At 40.1% G+C, this 17116-nt stretch carries 15 protein-coding genes; 2 read left to right on the top strand and 13 right to left on the bottom strand.

What is annotated here, in order from left to right; all coding sequences use genetic code 11:
• Positions 1-157 precede the first annotated feature (157 nt).
• Both addA and ACWTVK_RS05325 read right to left on the bottom strand, forming a co-directional pair.
• Positions 158-4024: a helicase-exonuclease AddAB subunit AddA gene (addA, locus tag ACWTVK_RS05330; RefSeq protein WP_456046190.1), complete on the bottom strand. Its 3867-nt coding sequence runs from the start codon at positions 4022-4024 to the stop codon at positions 158-160.
• The gene (locus ACWTVK_RS05325) at positions 4014-7580 is read right to left on the bottom strand and encodes a PD-(D/E)XK nuclease family protein (protein ID WP_456046189.1); all 3567 of its coding nucleotides are present in this window, start codon (positions 7578-7580) and stop codon (positions 4014-4016) included. The genes addA and ACWTVK_RS05325 overlap by 11 nt, the downstream gene beginning before the upstream one ends.
• 334 nt (positions 7581-7914) lie before the next feature.
• Between ACWTVK_RS05325 and ACWTVK_RS05320 the strand changes: the two genes are divergently transcribed.
• Entirely contained in the window at positions 7915-8892 is a 978-nt protein-coding gene (locus ACWTVK_RS05320) for a hypothetical protein (protein ID WP_105085077.1), read from the top strand.
• A 176-nt stretch (positions 8893-9068) separates the two neighbouring features.
• Here the strand turns inward: ACWTVK_RS05320 and ACWTVK_RS05315 are convergent, their stop codons facing one another.
• On the bottom strand, positions 9069-9620 hold the full coding sequence (locus tag ACWTVK_RS05315; protein ID WP_456046188.1) for an SGNH/GDSL hydrolase family protein: 552 nt from the start codon (positions 9618-9620) through the stop codon (positions 9069-9071).
• 144 nt (positions 9621-9764) lie between these two features.
• Here ACWTVK_RS05315 and ACWTVK_RS05310 point away from each other — a divergent pair, with 144 nt between their 5' ends.
• On the top strand, positions 9765-10562 hold the full coding sequence (locus ACWTVK_RS05310; RefSeq protein ID WP_456046187.1) for a hypothetical protein: 798 nt from the start codon (positions 9765-9767) through the stop codon (positions 10560-10562).
• Between the two features lie 195 nt (positions 10563-10757).
• Here ACWTVK_RS05310 and ACWTVK_RS05305 read toward each other — a convergent pair whose 3' ends face one another.
• From ACWTVK_RS05305 to ACWTVK_RS05260, 10 genes are all read right to left on the bottom strand, one after another.
• A complete protein-coding gene (locus ACWTVK_RS05305; protein ID WP_456046186.1) occupies positions 10758-11984 on the bottom strand; it encodes an MFS transporter in 1227 nt (408 codons plus the stop codon).
• A 389-nt stretch (positions 11985-12373) separates the two neighbouring features.
• Entirely contained in the window at positions 12374-12826 is a 453-nt protein-coding gene (locus ACWTVK_RS05300; RefSeq protein ID WP_456046185.1) for a hypothetical protein, read from the bottom strand.
• 252 nt (positions 12827-13078) lie between these two features.
• Positions 13079-13669: an SMI1/KNR4 family protein gene (locus ACWTVK_RS05295; RefSeq protein WP_456046183.1), complete on the bottom strand. Its 591-nt coding sequence runs from the start codon at positions 13667-13669 to the stop codon at positions 13079-13081.
• A gap of 336 nt (positions 13670-14005) precedes the next feature.
• On the bottom strand, positions 14006-14182 hold the full coding sequence (locus tag ACWTVK_RS05290) for an RHS repeat-associated core domain-containing protein (RefSeq protein WP_456046182.1): 177 nt from the start codon (positions 14180-14182) through the stop codon (positions 14006-14008).
• Positions 14183-14241: 59 nt separating this feature from the next.
• Positions 14242-14913: a growth inhibitor PemK gene (locus ACWTVK_RS05285; protein ID WP_070625031.1), complete on the bottom strand. Its 672-nt coding sequence runs from the start codon at positions 14911-14913 to the stop codon at positions 14242-14244.
• The gene (locus ACWTVK_RS05280) at positions 14910-15221 is read right to left on the bottom strand and encodes a hypothetical protein (protein WP_456046181.1); all 312 of its coding nucleotides are present in this window, start codon (positions 15219-15221) and stop codon (positions 14910-14912) included. The genes ACWTVK_RS05285 and ACWTVK_RS05280 overlap by 4 nt, the downstream gene beginning before the upstream one ends.
• A gap of 150 nt (positions 15222-15371) precedes the next feature.
• Complete coding sequence (locus ACWTVK_RS05275; RefSeq protein WP_456046179.1) at positions 15372-15824, bottom strand: tetratricopeptide repeat protein; 453 nt, start codon at positions 15822-15824, stop codon at positions 15372-15374.
• A 27-nt stretch (positions 15825-15851) separates the two neighbouring features.
• Positions 15852-16142, bottom strand: a complete 291-nt coding sequence (locus ACWTVK_RS05270) for a hypothetical protein (protein WP_456046178.1) — start codon at positions 16140-16142, stop codon at positions 15852-15854.
• 50 nt (positions 16143-16192) lie between these two features.
• Positions 16193-16579, bottom strand: coding sequence for a hypothetical protein (locus ACWTVK_RS05265; RefSeq protein ID WP_456046177.1), 387 nt, complete (start codon positions 16577-16579; stop codon positions 16193-16195).
• A gap of 122 nt (positions 16580-16701) precedes the next feature.
• Positions 16702-16878: a DUF7660 family protein gene (locus ACWTVK_RS05260; protein ID WP_456046299.1), complete on the bottom strand. Its 177-nt coding sequence runs from the start codon at positions 16876-16878 to the stop codon at positions 16702-16704.
• Between the last annotated feature and the right edge of the window lie 238 nt (positions 16879-17116).

Here is a 17116-nt window from a genome sequence, read left to right as displayed (position 1 = left end):
AATCTACAAGACAAAACTATATAACAATCCATAACACAAAAGCTCTCTATCCAAGGATAGAGAGCTTTTTTATGTTCATTACCTTATAAGAAATACCTACCTAGTCCCTGCATATTTCTCATGCATAGCACTAAGTTAATCATAGGCTTATCAAAGGCTAGTCTATGATGATAGCATCGTGCAAGCGGAAGCTATAGATATAACAAGCTTTCACAGGCATCCCTGTCAATCGCTGTAATGCCTCTTTATAGAGATCCATTTGTATTTTATAGCGCTTGATGAGGTCTTCTCCAGATTTAACACGATCTGTCTTGTAATCTACTAGAACCCATTCACCGTCCTCTTCAAAGGCCGTATCGATAATACCTTGGAGGAATAGATTCTCCCCATCCTCTAAGGTGTCGTATACACGTTTTCCTTCAAAAAGCATACTGAACGGCAATTCACGTTCGATGCGCTTTGCGTTGATAAGACGCTTCCCAAGGTCAGAACTAAAGAATTTATATAAACTTGTATCGCTCAATAGATTTCGTTCTTCCTCTGTGAAAGTCCCTTTCGTTACAAGTGCATCAAGCTCTTTTGTTAAAGAAGCTTGAGTATACTGTGCAAGAGGAAGCCATTGCATGGCCTCATGCATCAAGGTACCCCATTGAGCCCCTGTCAACACATCCTCTTCAGACTGTAGTGCTTGCGGCTTACGGCCGAATACAGAATTCGCTAAATCATCAGCAGGAACTGTAATAGTTGGTATAGATTCATTACTTGTATCGTCGCTATCAGCATTACGAACATCTAGCTTAATAGCTTGACCTAAGATTGCATCTGAAACGGCTCGTTTAGCCTCTGTATCTACTGTTATAATCGGTTCGTTTAGGGTATCAATAGTGCCTGCTTCAAGTTCCCGTTCTTGGAATCGTCGTTTCAATTCACTGACGGAAATCTTAGCCGTGCGCCGCGTAGCATCGCTGTACGGATAGGTATAGTTAAAGCGATCTATTATTTCTTGCGGTAATTCCACAGAGTTAACAGCTTGTAATTCACGCACCTTATTGATGGTAGTTTCATCAATATCTGCCTTGTAATCGAGATCACCGTAGAGAGAGCCATCGTGGACTTCGACTTTGATGCGACATTTTTTATCTGGTAAGTCAAAATAGGTCGGTCCTTCGTACTCAATGGCTACGCGCAATGGGTTACCGCCGTCCAAATGACGGGTAAAGCCCATAATGAGCCAATCTAAGTACGTATTGGCTTGGGTGATAATATCCGTCGGCAATTGTTGACCTTCTACTGATGCTGCATTTTTAATGAGTTCACCTAAGGTACTCAACTTACCTTTAGCGTTTTTAAAGCCTTTAAAATGACCTGTCATAATCAGCTTATCTCTCGCCCGTGTTAAGGCTACGTATAGAATCCGTTCTTCCTCTGCTTTGAGGGCTGCTTCCTTTACATCTTTTACATAGAACCACGGCATAGTTGGGAAGGAAACCCGAATATCTGGGAAATATCCCTTAAGACCAAGTCCTGCATTCTTATCGATGAGTAGCTCTGAACGAAGGTCCATCATGTTGAATCCCTTTTGCACCCCGGATAAGAATACTACAGGAAACTCAAGGCCCTTACTCTTATGGATGGTCATGAGGCGCACTACATTGTCCGCTTCACTTACCACATTGGCAAGAGGCATATCTTGATTGCTATCGCGCAAGCTTTCCACAAAGCGCAAGAATCTAAAGAGTCCACGGAAGCCAGAGGCCTCATAGCCCTTAGCTCGGTCGTATAAGGCGAGCACGTTCGCGCGGCGCACAAGACCATTTGGCATGGCACCTACATAGTTTACATAGTCTTGGGATTCGTAAATATCCCATAGCAAATCGGTCACACCGTGACGGCGCGACAAGGTGCGCCACCGCTCCATATGGCCAATAAATGCTAATAAGCGCTCATCTTGGGCCTCTTCAGCATAGGCGGGTATGAGAGACCACAAAGAGCCCTCTCCAGATAGGCGCAGTGCACCTAGTTCGTTTGCATCAAGCCCCACAAGGCCAGAGTGTAATACAGCTGCCATTGGCAAGTCTTGTTCGGGATTGTCTATGATAGATAGCAACGCTAATAAAAGTTGAATTTCCTGTGCTTCAAAGTAGCCATCTCGTTCGTTTACCACCGCAGGGATACCCGCTTGGCGCATGGCCTCTACGGCACGAGTGCCCCAACCAGCCAAGGATCTGCGCAAAATAGCAAAGTCACGCCACTCGATTTGACGGAACGTACCATCTGGATTTTGCACCTTCTTCTTAGCAGCATGAATTTCCTTGATTTTTTGGATAATGAAATCGAGCTCCCGCTCGTTATTTTCAGGGTCATCACCTTCATCTTCGTCGCTTTCACTGGCGCTGAGTGTATCCTTACTCACATCTAAGAGCTGCAATTCCACGTCGCCTCCAACCCAATCCTCTGGTGCATCCTCAACGATACGGCCAGGAATAAGGGATTCTGCCTCCGTATAATTGAGCTCCGCCGCCTCTTCCGTCATGATTTGATAGAACAAAAAGTTCGTAGCGGCTAAAATATTTTCATGAGAACGGAAGTTCTTTGCTAGGTCGATACGGCGTTCTACCGCATCAGTATCGCCGTAGGTATTATATTTCTCCATAAATAAAGAACTATCGGCCATACGGAAACTATAAATAGCCTGCTTCACGTCCCCTACGTAGAACCGGTTATCGACGCGAGAAATCAAGTTGATAATCGTCTCTTGCACACCGTTCGTATCTTGGTATTCGTCGACCATGATTTCTTTGAAAGTATCTTGCAGTTCCTTCGCTACATCGGACGGCCGAGGATCATCCTCTGTACCAGGCTCCACGAGAAGGGCCAAGCATAGATGCTCGAGGTCACTAAAGTCCATGATGCCTTGCTCTTGTTTCATATCCCGATACGCTTGATGGAACGCAATGGTTAGCTCTACAAGCCCTTCGATGATTGGATATTGTGCCTTGAACTGCTCTTGCAAGGTAGCTTCAAGCACTGTGAATACAGCAGCTTGCATCGCTTTAAGGTCGTCTTTATTTTGGGAACCTAAAGATTTAAACTCTGCTACCAATATAGGATCAAAGGCTTGTGCCTCTTTTGAGCCCATGCGGAACTGGTCCTTAATAAAGGTATCCATATGCTTACAAGCTTCACCCATATCATCCCAAGTTTGAGCTGATGAAAGTATGCCTAGTGCAGCTAGTTGATTGTCATATATGTTTTGCCATTTGTGAGGCCCCACTGGATCCAATAAGATTTGTTCCATCCGCTCTAAGCGCTCACGAATGTGGTCGATTACAGCTACATGTTTATCCCACATATATTGGCCCCACAGCGTATCGCTTGGGCTTATAGTCATAGCCTCTTTATAAGGCTCTAAGGCTTTTCGCAACCATCCATCAGGATTGGCAAGGGACATGGCATAGTTATATAAAGACATAATCTTTGCCGTTAAGCCTGCATCAGATTTATCATCACTGAAGAAGTCCGCTAATTCATAGATATTATAAAGGCCTTCTTCATAGGATTTAGTTAATAAATCGGCTAATACCTCTTGTTGTAAGAGCGCCATTTCTGCTTCGTTGCCGATACGAGCCGTTGGATTAATATCTAGCTTGTAGAAATAGGAACGAATTACCCATTGGCAGAAGGAATGCAATGTAGAAATATGAGCAGATGGCAAGAGATTGAGCTGTCGTTCAAGACGCTCTTGCATAGCCGCGTCATCAGTAGACTCCATGGCTTTTGCCAAGGCTAAACCGATGCGGGCACTCATCTCTTGAGCTGCCGCCTTTGTAAAGGTTACAACCACGAGCTCTTGCACGGATAAAGGATTATCCATATCTTTAAGACGGGTAATAATACGCTCTACGAGAACTGCCGTTTTACCTGAACCGGCCGCTGCCGCTACAAGCAAGGTTTGATTATCTAAGGACGAGTCCTTAGGAGCTATGATGGCAGACTCTTGCTCTGGCGTCCACTTAACACCCATGGTTTTCACCTCCTTTATTATTTCTATTTGCTACATTACTTTTATTTCTGTCGATACTATTATTTCCGTCATTGCTATTATTGCTGTCGTTACTGTTGTTTCCGTCGTTTAGAGCCTCTTTCATCCGTTCTAATGCATCATCTTCAGATAAGCCAGTCAGATAATTATACTTATTACGGGTAGAGTCAAAACGGCATACAGTACGATAGTCACAATATGTACATGGTCTAAAGCCATTCAATTGATATGGCTTAATAGGGAACTGACCTTCCCCAATATTACGGCCCGTTTCAGCCATTACGTGGTTTGTATAACGGCACATTACGTCAAATTCGCCAGGATTCTTAACCTTGCGCAAATCTCTACTAGAAATAGTTTGATCCTTTTTCGTAGCGATTGGTACATAAGGACCTCGTTTAGAGCCATAGGACAAAAATTTATTATCGATATGGGTCAATAACTCGATATCATCAGAGAAGTATCCACTGTTTTGCCATGCATTGCTTTCTTTCGCAAGTGATATGGCATCTTCATAGGATATAGGTGCATCGGCAGGAATTTTAGGGTTCTTCACATAGGAATACACCACAGCTGCAGGAGCTATCGATTCGCCTCGAGCTTTACCATAAGCAGATTCTAAGGCCAACAGATAGGTCATAAGCTGCAATTTAAGGCCATAGTATACATCTTGCGCCGTTACGTGTGCGCCGCCCGACTTGTAGTCAATAACCATACCATAAGTTTGCCCATCTCGGGTATATTCATCGATGCGGTCAATTTGACCAATAAGGCGTAAATAACGATCTTCTCCAAGAGGCACGCGAATCGGATCCCAGCCTCCTTGACGGCCAAAATCTTGCTCTAAGTATTTCGTATCAAAATCACTGCGCTTCGACCACTCTACGAGGCGGTCTACCGTTACATGTAATGTTCTTTGTACACGCTGCTCGATTGCCTTTTGGTAGGCATCGCTCGTTTCCTCGCCACCTTGATTTTCTTGTAAAATCTCTTCCGCCACCGTACGGCACAAGTTATGTTGGTCCTCTTCGTTAAGGTCACGCCATTGTTTATCGTTATCTAATAGATAATTACCTAAACGCTCCAAGTTTGCATGGAGGAATGTACCAATTTCAGGCGCCCCAAAGGAGCGTACACGACGCGGTTCTAGTTTCAAACCATATTGAGCATAGAACTTGAACGGACATTGCTGATATCTCTCTAGGCGCGTCACAGAACCAGACATATAGCCTTTAGATAGGAACAATCCATTCACTAAATCCTTTGTAATGACAGGTACATCATTATTATCTCGAATACCACGAGACACCTCACCTAAACGAGAACGGTAGGTGTCGCTTTCACGAGCCCAGTTATAGAGACCCCACCACAATGGATTGACCTCATGCCCACTAAAGAGGGCACCCCAGCGCTCAGACAATAGGGACAAACTCTGTAACGGTCTCCATACATAATCCGCCTCAGTATCAGGTGCAATAGAGAGTGGAATATCTACCGCCTTATCTACATAACCAAGAGATTCTAGTCGTTTCACCACGAGAGATGGCTCAAGGCCGGTTCCATCTTCACCAGAGCTTGCATAGGACAGCGTCAAGGAATCAGATGCTCGCGTCATAGCTAGGTATAATAGGAAATTCTCGTTGAAAGCCTTCGGCAAAGCCCCTTCAGCCAACGTGATACCGGCCTCCGCCAATTCTTGACGTTCCTTATCCTTAATAAGCCCTTCATCGCCCATGCTTTGTGGGAATACGCCTTGGTTGAGGCCCATGACGAATACCTTAGGCCACCATTGGCTATAACCACGTTCAATGGTAGTAATTACCACATGATCCAAGGACGGTGGAATCATGGAATAATTTACATCGCTCAAGCCTTCTGCTAGGAGCAACATCATCTCATCCAGTGTCAACACTTCGTCCTTCATGACCATAGAGATTTCGTCTATGAAGGAAATAACAGCATTGTACATCTGTTCATGGCTAGCTTTAGACTCTTGATCGCCCACCGCTTCTGCGTCCTTTGCCCATTCATAAAGGCGCTGTGGCACTTGCAAGATTTCTAAGAGACCATAAAGCTGTTCTCCCCATTCTGCCCCCCTATGTCCTTCGCTATGAGCGGCAAAGTCAAACCACGGGGATAAAATCTCCATAATAGTTTGTCGAGCTTTATTAACACGCGCTCTACGAGGTACATCAGCGTGACCTGCTTCATCTTGCCCTTCATGAAAGCCTCGTAAATAGGGCCAGCTTTCACGTTCCCATTTATAATGGTCAATACCAAACTCGAGCACATAGTTCTCCAATTCATCTACGGCCTCACGACTGAGTGGCATCAAATCTGTTTTAAGCAAGAGGAACATACTATCTCGGCTGTAACTATGACGCACGATATCAAAGAGAGCCGTCAACAATTCCCCTAATGGATGATTTTTCATAGGACGCTGGCGGTCCATAAAATGGGGAATACCATACCGACCGAAGACCTTTTCTAAGGTGTCACCGTATGTTTCCGACTCGCGAAGCATGATACATACATCGCGGTAACGTGCGTCTGGAGAGGATTCTACGTAGGCTAAAATACGGCGAGCCACCGCATCAGCTTCCCGTTCTCGGTTGTACCCACGAATGAGCGGAACAGTAGCATCTGTAGAATTTTGCTTACTAGGACTAGTAAAGTAATTGGCTTCTAATTCTTGTACGATTTTAGGGCCCCGTTTCCCGTCAAAACCAACCCACTTAATACTAGAACCATAACGAGCCACTAAGGTGTCATAAATCTCTAAAGGACGGCTGAAAAGATGTTCCCCTCGACGAGCCATATGTAAGCTCTTCGGAGCCGTTGGCAAGTCGATGGTAATAACGGCTTCCTTAGCCAAATCAAACAAGGTATAGATCAACTCGTAGTGAGTCGGTGTAAACCAATGAAAGCCATCGATAAAGACGTGGCTATTTTCCATCAGTGGAGATTGAGGCAGCGCCTCAACGATTTCCATGATAGGATCGATGTCGCGCTCCCCATGACGACTGATTTCCTCTTCGTAGGCAGCCATACAAATAGCAAGTTCGCGCAATTTTTTTTGTAACACTTTATTTTTAACGGACTCCGCCCCACGTTCAAGGTCATCAGGACCGACGCGGAATGCGCGAAACTCAGAAAAGAGCTGTTGCAATACAGAAGAAAACTCAGGACGCTTTGTAGCCTGTTCTAATAAACCTAGCTCCTTTTGTTTTCGCTTCATTACAAGGCGCAACAACATAGACCGGCCAAAGCTAGATAAGCTTGATTGACCAGCCCCTTTGGAGCCTATGGATTGATATACTTGGTACCCCAAACGACCAAAGCCTACGACACGAACCGTAGTAAAGCCTTTTTCAGGCATAAATTCAGCAAGTTCCCTCTCCACCCGATAGGTAGCCGGTTCAGGAACGAGTAAGATTATGGGTTCCCCTGGACAATCGGTCATCACTTGACGTATCCGTTCATATACGGCACGCGTCTTGCCTGATCCTGCTCGTCCATAATAGACGCTAATATTCATGAGACCTCCCTAGTGAAACTTTCACCATCTCAGTTTATAAAATCCACAAATTTCATCTTATTTATATATTTCTTGTCCTTAGGTATAGCCTAAAACTATTTTTTTCGATATAATAATATCATTATACATAAATATTATTATATAGTAATATGACATTCTGTGCTTAATTCTGGGGTTAATTTAAGCTAATTGTACAAAATTTGACTCATCTGATTATATTTGTTTATAATTAAGAAAATATTTTATATTTTATTTACAATTAACAGAATTTCATATATAATACAGATTAGTATTTGTGTTATTTGTAAAATCATGTATTTAGGAGTGAACTATTATGAACAAAAAACATTTAGCAGCTGCTTTCGCAGTATTTGCAGCTACAACTATGTCTTTCTCTGCTTTTGCAGCATCTGTTGATGCTAATGCACGTGCTTACGAACGCGCTGCAGCTGAGCAATATACTTACGCTGCACCTCAAGCAGCTACACCAGCGTACCAATCTGGTTATGTAACAAGCGCACCACGCCCTGGTTACAAACCATTACCAGCGGTACCTTACACAGCAGGTGACATGGCTCAACAAATGCCTGTATCTAAAGAATTGGGTGATCCAATCTTCGTAGCACCTCAAACAACTGCAGTAGGTCTTCAAATCATGGACCCTATCGCACCTAGCTACCAACCTGTATACCAAGAAACTGTAACTTCTGTAACAGCTAATGGCAACGGTAGTGCATACGTTTCCCGTTATAAAACTAACCAATTAAACGCATTCGACTTGTTGTTGAACGGCAAATCCTACACTTACGACTTGCCTGCATACACTAACGGCTATCAAGTGAAAACTGCTAGCTCCTACAACCGTGCTGGCGACGGCGTTGCAAATGTATTCTCTACAAATGTAATCACTGAAGCAGTTGTAAACAACAACTCCTTGCGTATCACTGTTAACATGACGCAACCAACAGCTGTAGCAGCTGCTAAATTGCGTTCCATGCAACAAACTGGTCAAGTAGCAGGTGGTGAAGTTGCTGCATTATTCGCTTACAATGAAAGCTATGATGGTGTAAAACAAGCTGCTCAATATGACGTATTCAACAACGGCAATCGTTACATCGTTGTAAAATCCGGTGCAGTAACAGTTCCAAACGGTGCACAACACCCTTACGCAACTGCATTGTTCGCAGTAACTGACGACACTGTAGCGGCTGTAACAGTATCTGGCAACACTGCTGATGCTTATGATTTAGTAAAAGGTACTGCATACGCAATTGCACAATCTGCTCGCGTATCTAACGCACGTACTCGCTAATTCTAACTATAATTCGTTACGAATTAACTATAACGTGAAGGCTATAAACCTTCACACATGAAGACTATATAAATCACCAAAGCCCCGAATGAGGTATCTCATTCGGGGCTTTTTATGCATCTTATCAATTGAATTCTTTTTATGCATCTTACCAATTGAATTCTTAGATTTATTTTTTACGATAATCTTGTAAATACTTCTAACGCTTTATACGCCATCAAACGATAGCCTCTTGCATTAGGATGTACTTCACCGGCAAAGACAATTTGGCCGATTTGATCCGCTTCATATAAGGTAGTATAAAAATCTATAACCTTCAAATCATGCTCTGCAGCATAGGATTTCAGTTGTTCATTGACCTCTCTCACCATAATGTCGAGTCCATCCATATCACTATCGATTTGTGTTTCTAAGCCAATAATAACCTTCCCCTTTGTGCTCGCTAGTTCAATAGCTTTCACCAAGGTCTTGAACACATATGCACTATCTCGACCTTGTAAGATATCATTAGTACCACACATTAAGAAGATATGACGCGTGGAATCAGCTACAGCTGTAGGTAGCCATTTTTCAATGTTATAAATCATGCCCTGAACGGAGCATCCGTCTTCACCATAATTTGTAAAATGTACACCCTCTATAGATGCATCACAAATTTCAACCCAACCTTGGCCATAAGGCACATCATAACCGCGGGTAATGCTATCGCCAAAACAGATAATTTCCATATGTATCCCTCCTGTAACTATGCATTAATCATATAACAAAATGACAATTATATACAATATACATACTATGGATTTTTATATGCATTTTTTATAGAATTACATGTTTGACTATGGTATACTAATTCCACATAAGAGAGGTCAAAGATGAGAAAACTATATCCCTTTTTAATACTAGCATTAGCAACATTACAATCAGCTAGTGCGATTTCACAATATGAATTAGAGAACAAGCCTACTCAATACCAAGTTGCTTATAATAGCCCTTCGGAGACTGTGTATATCGACTTAAGTACACTTAGCCTAGCACAGTCAGGTCCTACATATAGTACGCTTCACGCTCGTACAATTAGTCTCTATAAAAAGCAGAATATTATTGCTGATTATTCAACTAATTATACATACCATCGTGGTAACACATCTAAAGATATTTATCTTATGGATTGGCATGTAGCACCGGCGAAATTCTACCAAGTAAATGGCGCACCTATAGGAACTGCTAATAATCAGCGTTCTGTTCTATCTACAGGTGCTCACGTCGCTACAAAGGGTTCTCCTGTAGCTGAAATAGGTCAATTTATTTTACATAATGCATTGGAATTAGAGCGTATTACCTATACATCTAAGAACCCATACGTACCACCTCGTCCATATAAACCATTAAGTACACCGGCTCCAACAGAAGGTAGGCCATTATTTGGAGTTCAGCCACCAGAAGGTATCTATAAACCGCTAAACCAATTAGAATCTCCTTATACATCTAATCAACCACGGTTATCTCCTTCTAAATTAGGTATGTATGGACCCGTTCCAGCACCTCCTCCACAAGGGCCTCGACCTAGTGATTGGATTCTCGACATTCAAAATCAGGACATGCCCGATCCAAATACACCTATGAGTGATTGGAGACCGCAACCTGATTATCATGCACCACCTAAACCATAGGGACGTAGCCCTACTCCAACTATATCCACTAGGATATGAGTTTATACTACGATTACATCAGCTAGGCTTCCATTAACGGGAAGCTTGCTCAATACAATATCGGACTACACAAAAAAGGACCCATACGGGTCCTTTTTTTGTGATAGTATTTATATTTTTATGTACCTATATCCATCCTAATTAGATACTTTCACATTATTTAAGACGAATGAAGAACAATGCACATGCACCGATTACAGGCGCAATAGCGATGGACATCAAGGACATTTGGTAGCTGCCCGTCATAACGAGGACATTGCCCAAGAGAAGTGGCGCCAAGAGGGCACCGATTTGGTTGAACAAGTTTACAAAGCCCGCTGTGGTACCGCGCAAATGAGGTGCTGCGGATTGAACTACGAGAGCATTAGTCAAGGCACTGTGCATGAAAGCACCAATACCAAGAATTGGACCTGTAATGAAGAGCATATTCGGATTAGATGTGCTCGCGAATAAAATCAAGGCCGGACCGAATAAGAACATAACAAGCGCTGCTAAATGGTTTTTCTTGATTGGTAAAATATCAGATAAGATACCGATAGTTGGTTTTGCAATAAGTGCGGCCGTACCGAACACACTCATAACTTGACCTGCATAAATAGCAGTTACACCTAATTGTTTAACCATGTACAAATTTGCCCATTGCGTTACACCCCAAGTTGTACCTGTTGCAAAGAAACCAGCAATAGCTAAACAACGAATATTGCGGTTTGAAAGGATGTGCTTTAAATTCTCTTTCAAGGACGTTTGACCTACGCCGAGCTTAGCTGCCGCTTCGGAAGCCTCTGCTTCTCGTTGTGCCAGGATTTCTGCACTTGGCTTGCGTACCGTGAAGTAACATAATACCAGTACTGCCAACGGCAAGATAGCTGTAGCAAGGAACGCTGTTTGCCAACCGTAATGTGTGGCTACATAAGGTGCATAAAGGTTTACCGTAGTAATACCAAAGGAAGTACAGCTCATGAAGATGCCTACAGCCGCACCACGTTGGTTAGGACCAAAGTGATCCCCGATAGCACTCAAGCAAGAAGCTTGTACAGGACCAGACATAACGCCTAACAAGAAGCGCAAGCCCCAAGCCATGTTGTAGTCTGTAATAGTACTCATAAGAGCCGTTACAGCAGCCATACCAATTAAGCTAAACAAGATAGTTCGTCTATAACCAATTTTGTCGGCTAAGATACCACCTGGCAATACGGTTAAGGCATAACCAAAGTAAAAGGCGGAAATATGCTGTGATCCCATCTTTGCAGTAAAGTGCAAAGCCTCGTTGAGGATAGGCATAACAGAAGACCAAGATAAGCGCATTACGAAACTCAACAAGAACGTGAGCCATACGCTAAGGAGAATTAAAATCTGAGTTCGTGAGAAACTAAGTCGATTCATACGAGCTCCTTTCTACAGAATAAAAACATATAAAGTAATCATACTATAAATAGAAAGAATTTTTCAAATACAAAGCATGACGGGTAACACAAAAGAACCCTCTATCAATTTGATAAAGGGTTCTATATATTACTATTCAAGGAACGGGCTCCAATTACCTTACCAAGTATATTAATATCTAAAATTGAAATGTCCGTCAAATATCCTATACCGCATCAATAAGCACAATACATATAAATATATATTCGCACTCTATGCTTGCCTTTGGTTTAGCTTATTAATTACATCATCGTGCATTGATTTAGTAACATGAGTGTAAATATAGTTATATCTACAGTCCCAAACGACCTCAAAGAAGATAGTGAGGTCGTCCTTACACAATTTAGATTCTAGATAGGGTTATCTTGTAGAAAGGTGTACCACATATCATCTATATCAGCACCATCAAATATATATTTATATCTACTTCCAAATATATATTCCTCAATAAATGAAGAGAAAGGAATACTTTTTCTACTATCAACATTAAATGTTACTTGATCATTGAGCCTATTTAAAAAAATTGGTTCATATAAAACTTGTCCTATTTCATAAGTATAGTCTTGTAAATTTTTTGGTACTCTATATTGTCTATCCAATATCTCTTCTGTACTCCATAATTCTATATCTCCAAAAGAACCCCCATTACATAATAATAAAAATTGTTTATGTTCAGGTGCCAAAAATTGTTCTAGTTGTTCACTTATCCTATCCGCACCTTGAGGAATATTTCCGTATAAAGGAGCATCAGGCAAGTCAGACAAACAATTTCTATAATATTTAATTATTTGAGATAAATTCATAACAATCTCCATTTCTAAACGTGATTAATAGCCTACAGAATACGGATTTTTATAGGGGTACCTACAGGTAAATTCCTTTTGGTAATATTGGTTCTCGCCATTAGGCAGCTGGCAGTAGATCAGGTTGCCCAGTGCGTCGTAGATGTAGCGGAGGTTGAACACAGTACAACAAAGGCTGTTTGAAAATTGTGTTTCAGACGGCCTTGATGCTGATTAATAATCGGATTATTAAAGAACCAATATTTCAGAAAATTATTCTTCTTCTAAGACCATACGATTAAAACAGTCATACAAATCTTCTCCGACTAAATACATATTTTGCATCTTTACTTCTTCAGGCATAGTTTTTCCAAAATCATCAAAATAATCGTCTTCATCCCATTCGTTTTCATGGTACCAATAAAAAATTTGTCCTATTTTTTCTCCTTTTATACAAAGACATATCCTATCTCCGCAGTTATTCTCAGCAATAGGTAAAAAATTAGTAGGAATCCTATTTTCCATTTTTTTTATAGCATTGCTCAATGAATAGCCAGTTTGATACGATTCCCCTTCCCCGTAGAAACAACCAAATTCCCCTTTCTTTATTACAACATTTTCTATTGGTGAATCAGAGGGATAACAATAGCTTGGTAGTCCATTGTTATACATGGTTAATTTATAAAATACTTCATTTAGATATGTCTCTCCTCCAAAACACGTCAAATAATCTAAATAATCAGAAAATTCTTTTCTATCAACATCTAGAAATTTTGACATTATTTTTCGTGATAAAGGATCGAAAGGCTTTGCTCCGACCCTTACAACTCCACCCATTTTCTCAACTAAACTCTTAATTCTCATTCTTATTACTCCTTTCAGTTATAATTTTGTCAAATAATCAACATTTCTTCTTAGGTTGTTTATTACGCATCACACTGGCAAGACCTGTATGTCGAATACCATCATATAAAGACTCAGAGATCAATTGAGCCGTATTCCTACTAGAATGATGCAAAATCAGATTATTTTGTCGTAAATAGGCTTTAGTATCTTGTACCGTAATTTGGAAGGATTATTTGGGGTAAAAGGAGAATGTCCTGGAATTCCTGCCCATGTTCCATCTTTTGGCTAACGCCAGCCAGGAGGTTTAGGAGTACTTTTCTTCCAATAAATCTATCCTAATGGATCTATCCAACTTTATGTATTGGGAAAAAATTGATAGAAATTTTCTCCTCCTGCTACCCCAATCGGATCCTGATTCACAAACCGACCGTTCTCAGGCTCGTAATAGCGCATCAGGTTGTAATGCAGCTCCGTCTCTTCATCGAAGTATTGGTTTTGCCGTCTGAAAAACAGAAACTGTGTGCGAACCACATACACTCTACATCAGGACTGAAGGCTTTGTGCGAGCTACAGCTTGTTACAAGGACTAATTATTGCATAATTTGTTGTTTTAATTTTTGGTCAAAAGAATTTTCCAGGAAGATCAAATCATGCTTGCTAAACAAGCCATTATCATTTTCTAATACTTTTTTATCAAACAATAAAATATTCTGTATTAAAGGATCATTTAGTGGTAATTCATTCTTATTTATAATAAAAATAGCGGTTAATGCTTTAAAACGAAAAGCCTCTGGATAAAGAGCTAAATATTTTAAAACTTCTTTGCTACCGGAATGGAAGGCCATAATGATTGGAATATGATTTTGCTGCAAATGCTTTAATACATCTGGATAGATGTTTTTTGCATCATTCTCAGATTCAGGTAATTTGATGGTATCTCCATAAGGAAATGAGGTAATAGGGGGAGCTTTAAAAAAATGCGCCTGCGAGATAGATGGTTGTACAAATACTAAATCATATGGATTTGACGATTTATCATAAGGAGGAACATTTTGGGAGAAAAAATTTCCCATTTCAGAATTGTATGCATATAGATGAAGTATGACCCCCTCGAAAGTACGAGAATTGCTAAAGGATATTTCACCATAAACATATTTTCCTTTTTTAAATTTAATCCTATCTTTTAGAAAATTAGCATCAGGAATATTTAAATTATTTTTCAAATATTCAATAAGGCCTTGAATAAATTCTTTACTTTTCATAATTTCACCTCAATAAAATAGATTTTCCCATCTTTCATTGCGACTATATCAGGACGAATTCGAACCTTCTTCAATTTTTTCCCTATTCTATCGAGAACTTTAATTGTTACTTCATCTGATAAAATTTTAAAACCTTTACTTTTTAAATACTCAGTTGCTTTAGCAATTCCACGTTGAGCACTCTCTGATTGTACGGATAATCCTAATGGATCAACCCAGACATTTGCATTAGGCGCAAACGAATAAAGAATCTCCCACCCCACAACCCAATCGGATTCTGATTCACAAAACGCCCACCTCAGGCTCATAATAGTGCATCAAATTATAGTGCAACCCCATCGCTTCATCGAAGTATTGGTTTTGCAGGCGGAAGGAGTGGTATGAGCTATCAGTTACCTTAGTTCCCTCTTTCAGACTATCCCAAAGAAGGCTTTGCGCTCGTCTGAAAATATCGAATCTTACTTTTTGTTTTTTTTCTTAGGATTTAATTCTTCTTTACGTTGCTTATAAAATTGCCAATATTTTTTGTCTTCCATAGAGAAAGGTGTGTAACGTAGCTCATTATAAGTTAGGTCAAAATATTTATAGGCATTTTCCATATCACCTAGTTCGTAATGGATAATACCTGCCCATAGAAATATACTGCCATCAGGAACTGTTTTTCGTGCCTCTAATGCAATATTTATCCATTCAAGTGCCTTAGAATAATCCTTTAGCTCTTTAAATCTGCCAGAAATTTCAGAACATAGCCCACTGGTTGGGGTTACGAATTGAGTAGCCGGTTTTGGAATTAATTCCCAAGCCCTCATTAACTTATCAATCCTTTCCTGAAGAGTTTTAGCTTGTCTCGACTCACATATAATATTATTAATTTCACTATTTAACTCAGGATTAATATCAGATAAATACATGGTTTTCCTCTCATTCATAATTCTTCATTAACAACTTTTGAGTAACTTTCCATTTTTAGGCTTACGGGATTTCTTATAACGTTCTTTGCTCTTTGCCCCACGGGAATAGTTGCCTAGCCCATATTCCAATCGATAATTATTAGAATCAAGCATCCATTTCCGTACTGTATAAGATTTAGCTCCATAATAACAACCGCAACGATTCCAATAGGAAACAGCATCTTCAGGATTATGTCCCATATATGCATTCTTTAAAGAGTATTTATTACCATATTGGTCCGGTTGTGTACCTATGCCAATGGTTTGTGTGTACCTCACATGCCCTACGTCAGGATTGGAAGTTTCATGCGGGCTACGGCTTGCTAATTTTAGTTCGATTCCTGATATTTTGTTATATCAGAAATAGTGATATCTTCATTATTAAACATATCATCCCAAATTTGCTTATAAAGTTCTTTTGCGGTCATTTGTTGAGGTATTTCAAAGGCTGTGTCGGTACTAGGAAATTGATCATGTAGTCGTTCTTCTGTCCAGAAATTTAATCCAAATCTCAAACTTTCTTTAATTCTGAATTGGGTTGATATTGTAAAATTTTGATACTCGGGGTACAGATATTCTTTGACTAATCTCTTTACACTATCTCGATTAACCAAATTCAGACCTGATAAGTCTTCAAGTTTGCTATCTATATCTTCGTGTAATAGACTAAGAAAAAGTCTGATATATTCAGGACTGACTTTATACTTTTTATTCATTTTAATTTTCCCAAAATTGAAACTAATTGACTAACTTTATTGAATTTGGCTTGTACTTGAGATGTTTGGATTAATGGTCCTCTTTATTGGAATTCAGTCCAAACTATAGTAGACTGAACTCGCTATTCATATATTCGTGAGGCATTCAAAATATCTGCTAACATACTCCAATTTAAAGTTTTGTCGTTATATTCTCTCATACCTATATTTTTATAGTATCCATCCATATCTTCAATCCAATTTTTCATGGCTTCTAAAAAGCTATCTAGTGTATTATTTTCAAAATCTTCTGTATGAATTTCAGTAATGAATTCTTTTTAAAAAAACTAGAAAGTCATCTCTATTTTTAATTTCCATAATATAGTCCTCCTCGAACACTGTCTTTCAGACGGTCTCAAAAGAGATATTTAGGCCGTCTGAAAATATAAAATAATTTCTCTATTCTCATATCAGCCTGAAGCAATCATTTTCTTAAAAAATCTGAGTGTATTTCGTATGGTTTTTTCATAAATACTTCTTATTATTTTACTGTAGTAT

The sequence above is a fragment of the Veillonella sp. Ser01 genome, assembly GCF_053850375.1.
The sequence above is the reverse complement of the archived record's forward strand: the minus strand, read 5'-3'. Positions and strand labels throughout refer to the sequence as shown.

What these genes read in the sequence shown, in the direction of transcription:
- ACWTVK_RS05285 (WP_070625031.1), bottom strand. Translation starts at nt 14,913, where the DNA reads ATGAAAAGTAAAGAATTTATTCAAGGCCTTATTGAATATTTGAAAAAT.
- ACWTVK_RS05315 (WP_456046188.1), bottom strand. Translation starts at nt 9,620, where the DNA reads ATGGAAATTATCTGTTTTGGCGATAGCATTACCCGCGGTTATGATGTG.
- ACWTVK_RS05325 (WP_456046189.1), bottom strand. Translation starts at nt 7,580, where the DNA reads ATGAATATTAGCGTCTATTATGGACGAGCAGGATCAGGCAAGACGCGT.
- ACWTVK_RS05300 (WP_456046185.1), bottom strand. Translation starts at nt 12,826, where the DNA reads ATGAATTTATCTCAAATAATTAAATATTATAGAAATTGTTTGTCTGAC.
- ACWTVK_RS05275 (WP_456046179.1), bottom strand. Translation starts at nt 15,824, where the DNA reads ATGTATTTATCTGATATTAATCCTGAGTTAAATAGTGAAATTAATAAT.
- addA (WP_456046190.1), bottom strand. Translation starts at nt 4,024, where the DNA reads ATGGGTGTTAAGTGGACGCCAGAGCAAGAGTCTGCCATCATAGCTCCT.
- ACWTVK_RS05280 (WP_456046181.1), bottom strand. Translation starts at nt 15,221, where the DNA reads ATGAGCCTGAGGTGGGCGTTTTGTGAATCAGAATCCGATTGGGTTGTG.
- ACWTVK_RS05305 (WP_456046186.1), bottom strand. Translation starts at nt 11,984, where the DNA reads ATGAATCGACTTAGTTTCTCACGAACTCAGATTTTAATTCTCCTTAGC.
- ACWTVK_RS05320 (WP_105085077.1), top strand. Translation starts at nt 7,915, where the DNA reads ATGAACAAAAAACATTTAGCAGCTGCTTTCGCAGTATTTGCAGCTACA.
- ACWTVK_RS05265 (WP_456046177.1), bottom strand. Translation starts at nt 16,579, where the DNA reads ATGAATAAAAAGTATAAAGTCAGTCCTGAATATATCAGACTTTTTCTT.
- ACWTVK_RS05295 (WP_456046183.1), bottom strand. Translation starts at nt 13,669, where the DNA reads ATGAGAATTAAGAGTTTAGTTGAGAAAATGGGTGGAGTTGTAAGGGTC.
- ACWTVK_RS05310 (WP_456046187.1), top strand. Translation starts at nt 9,765, where the DNA reads ATGAGAAAACTATATCCCTTTTTAATACTAGCATTAGCAACATTACAA.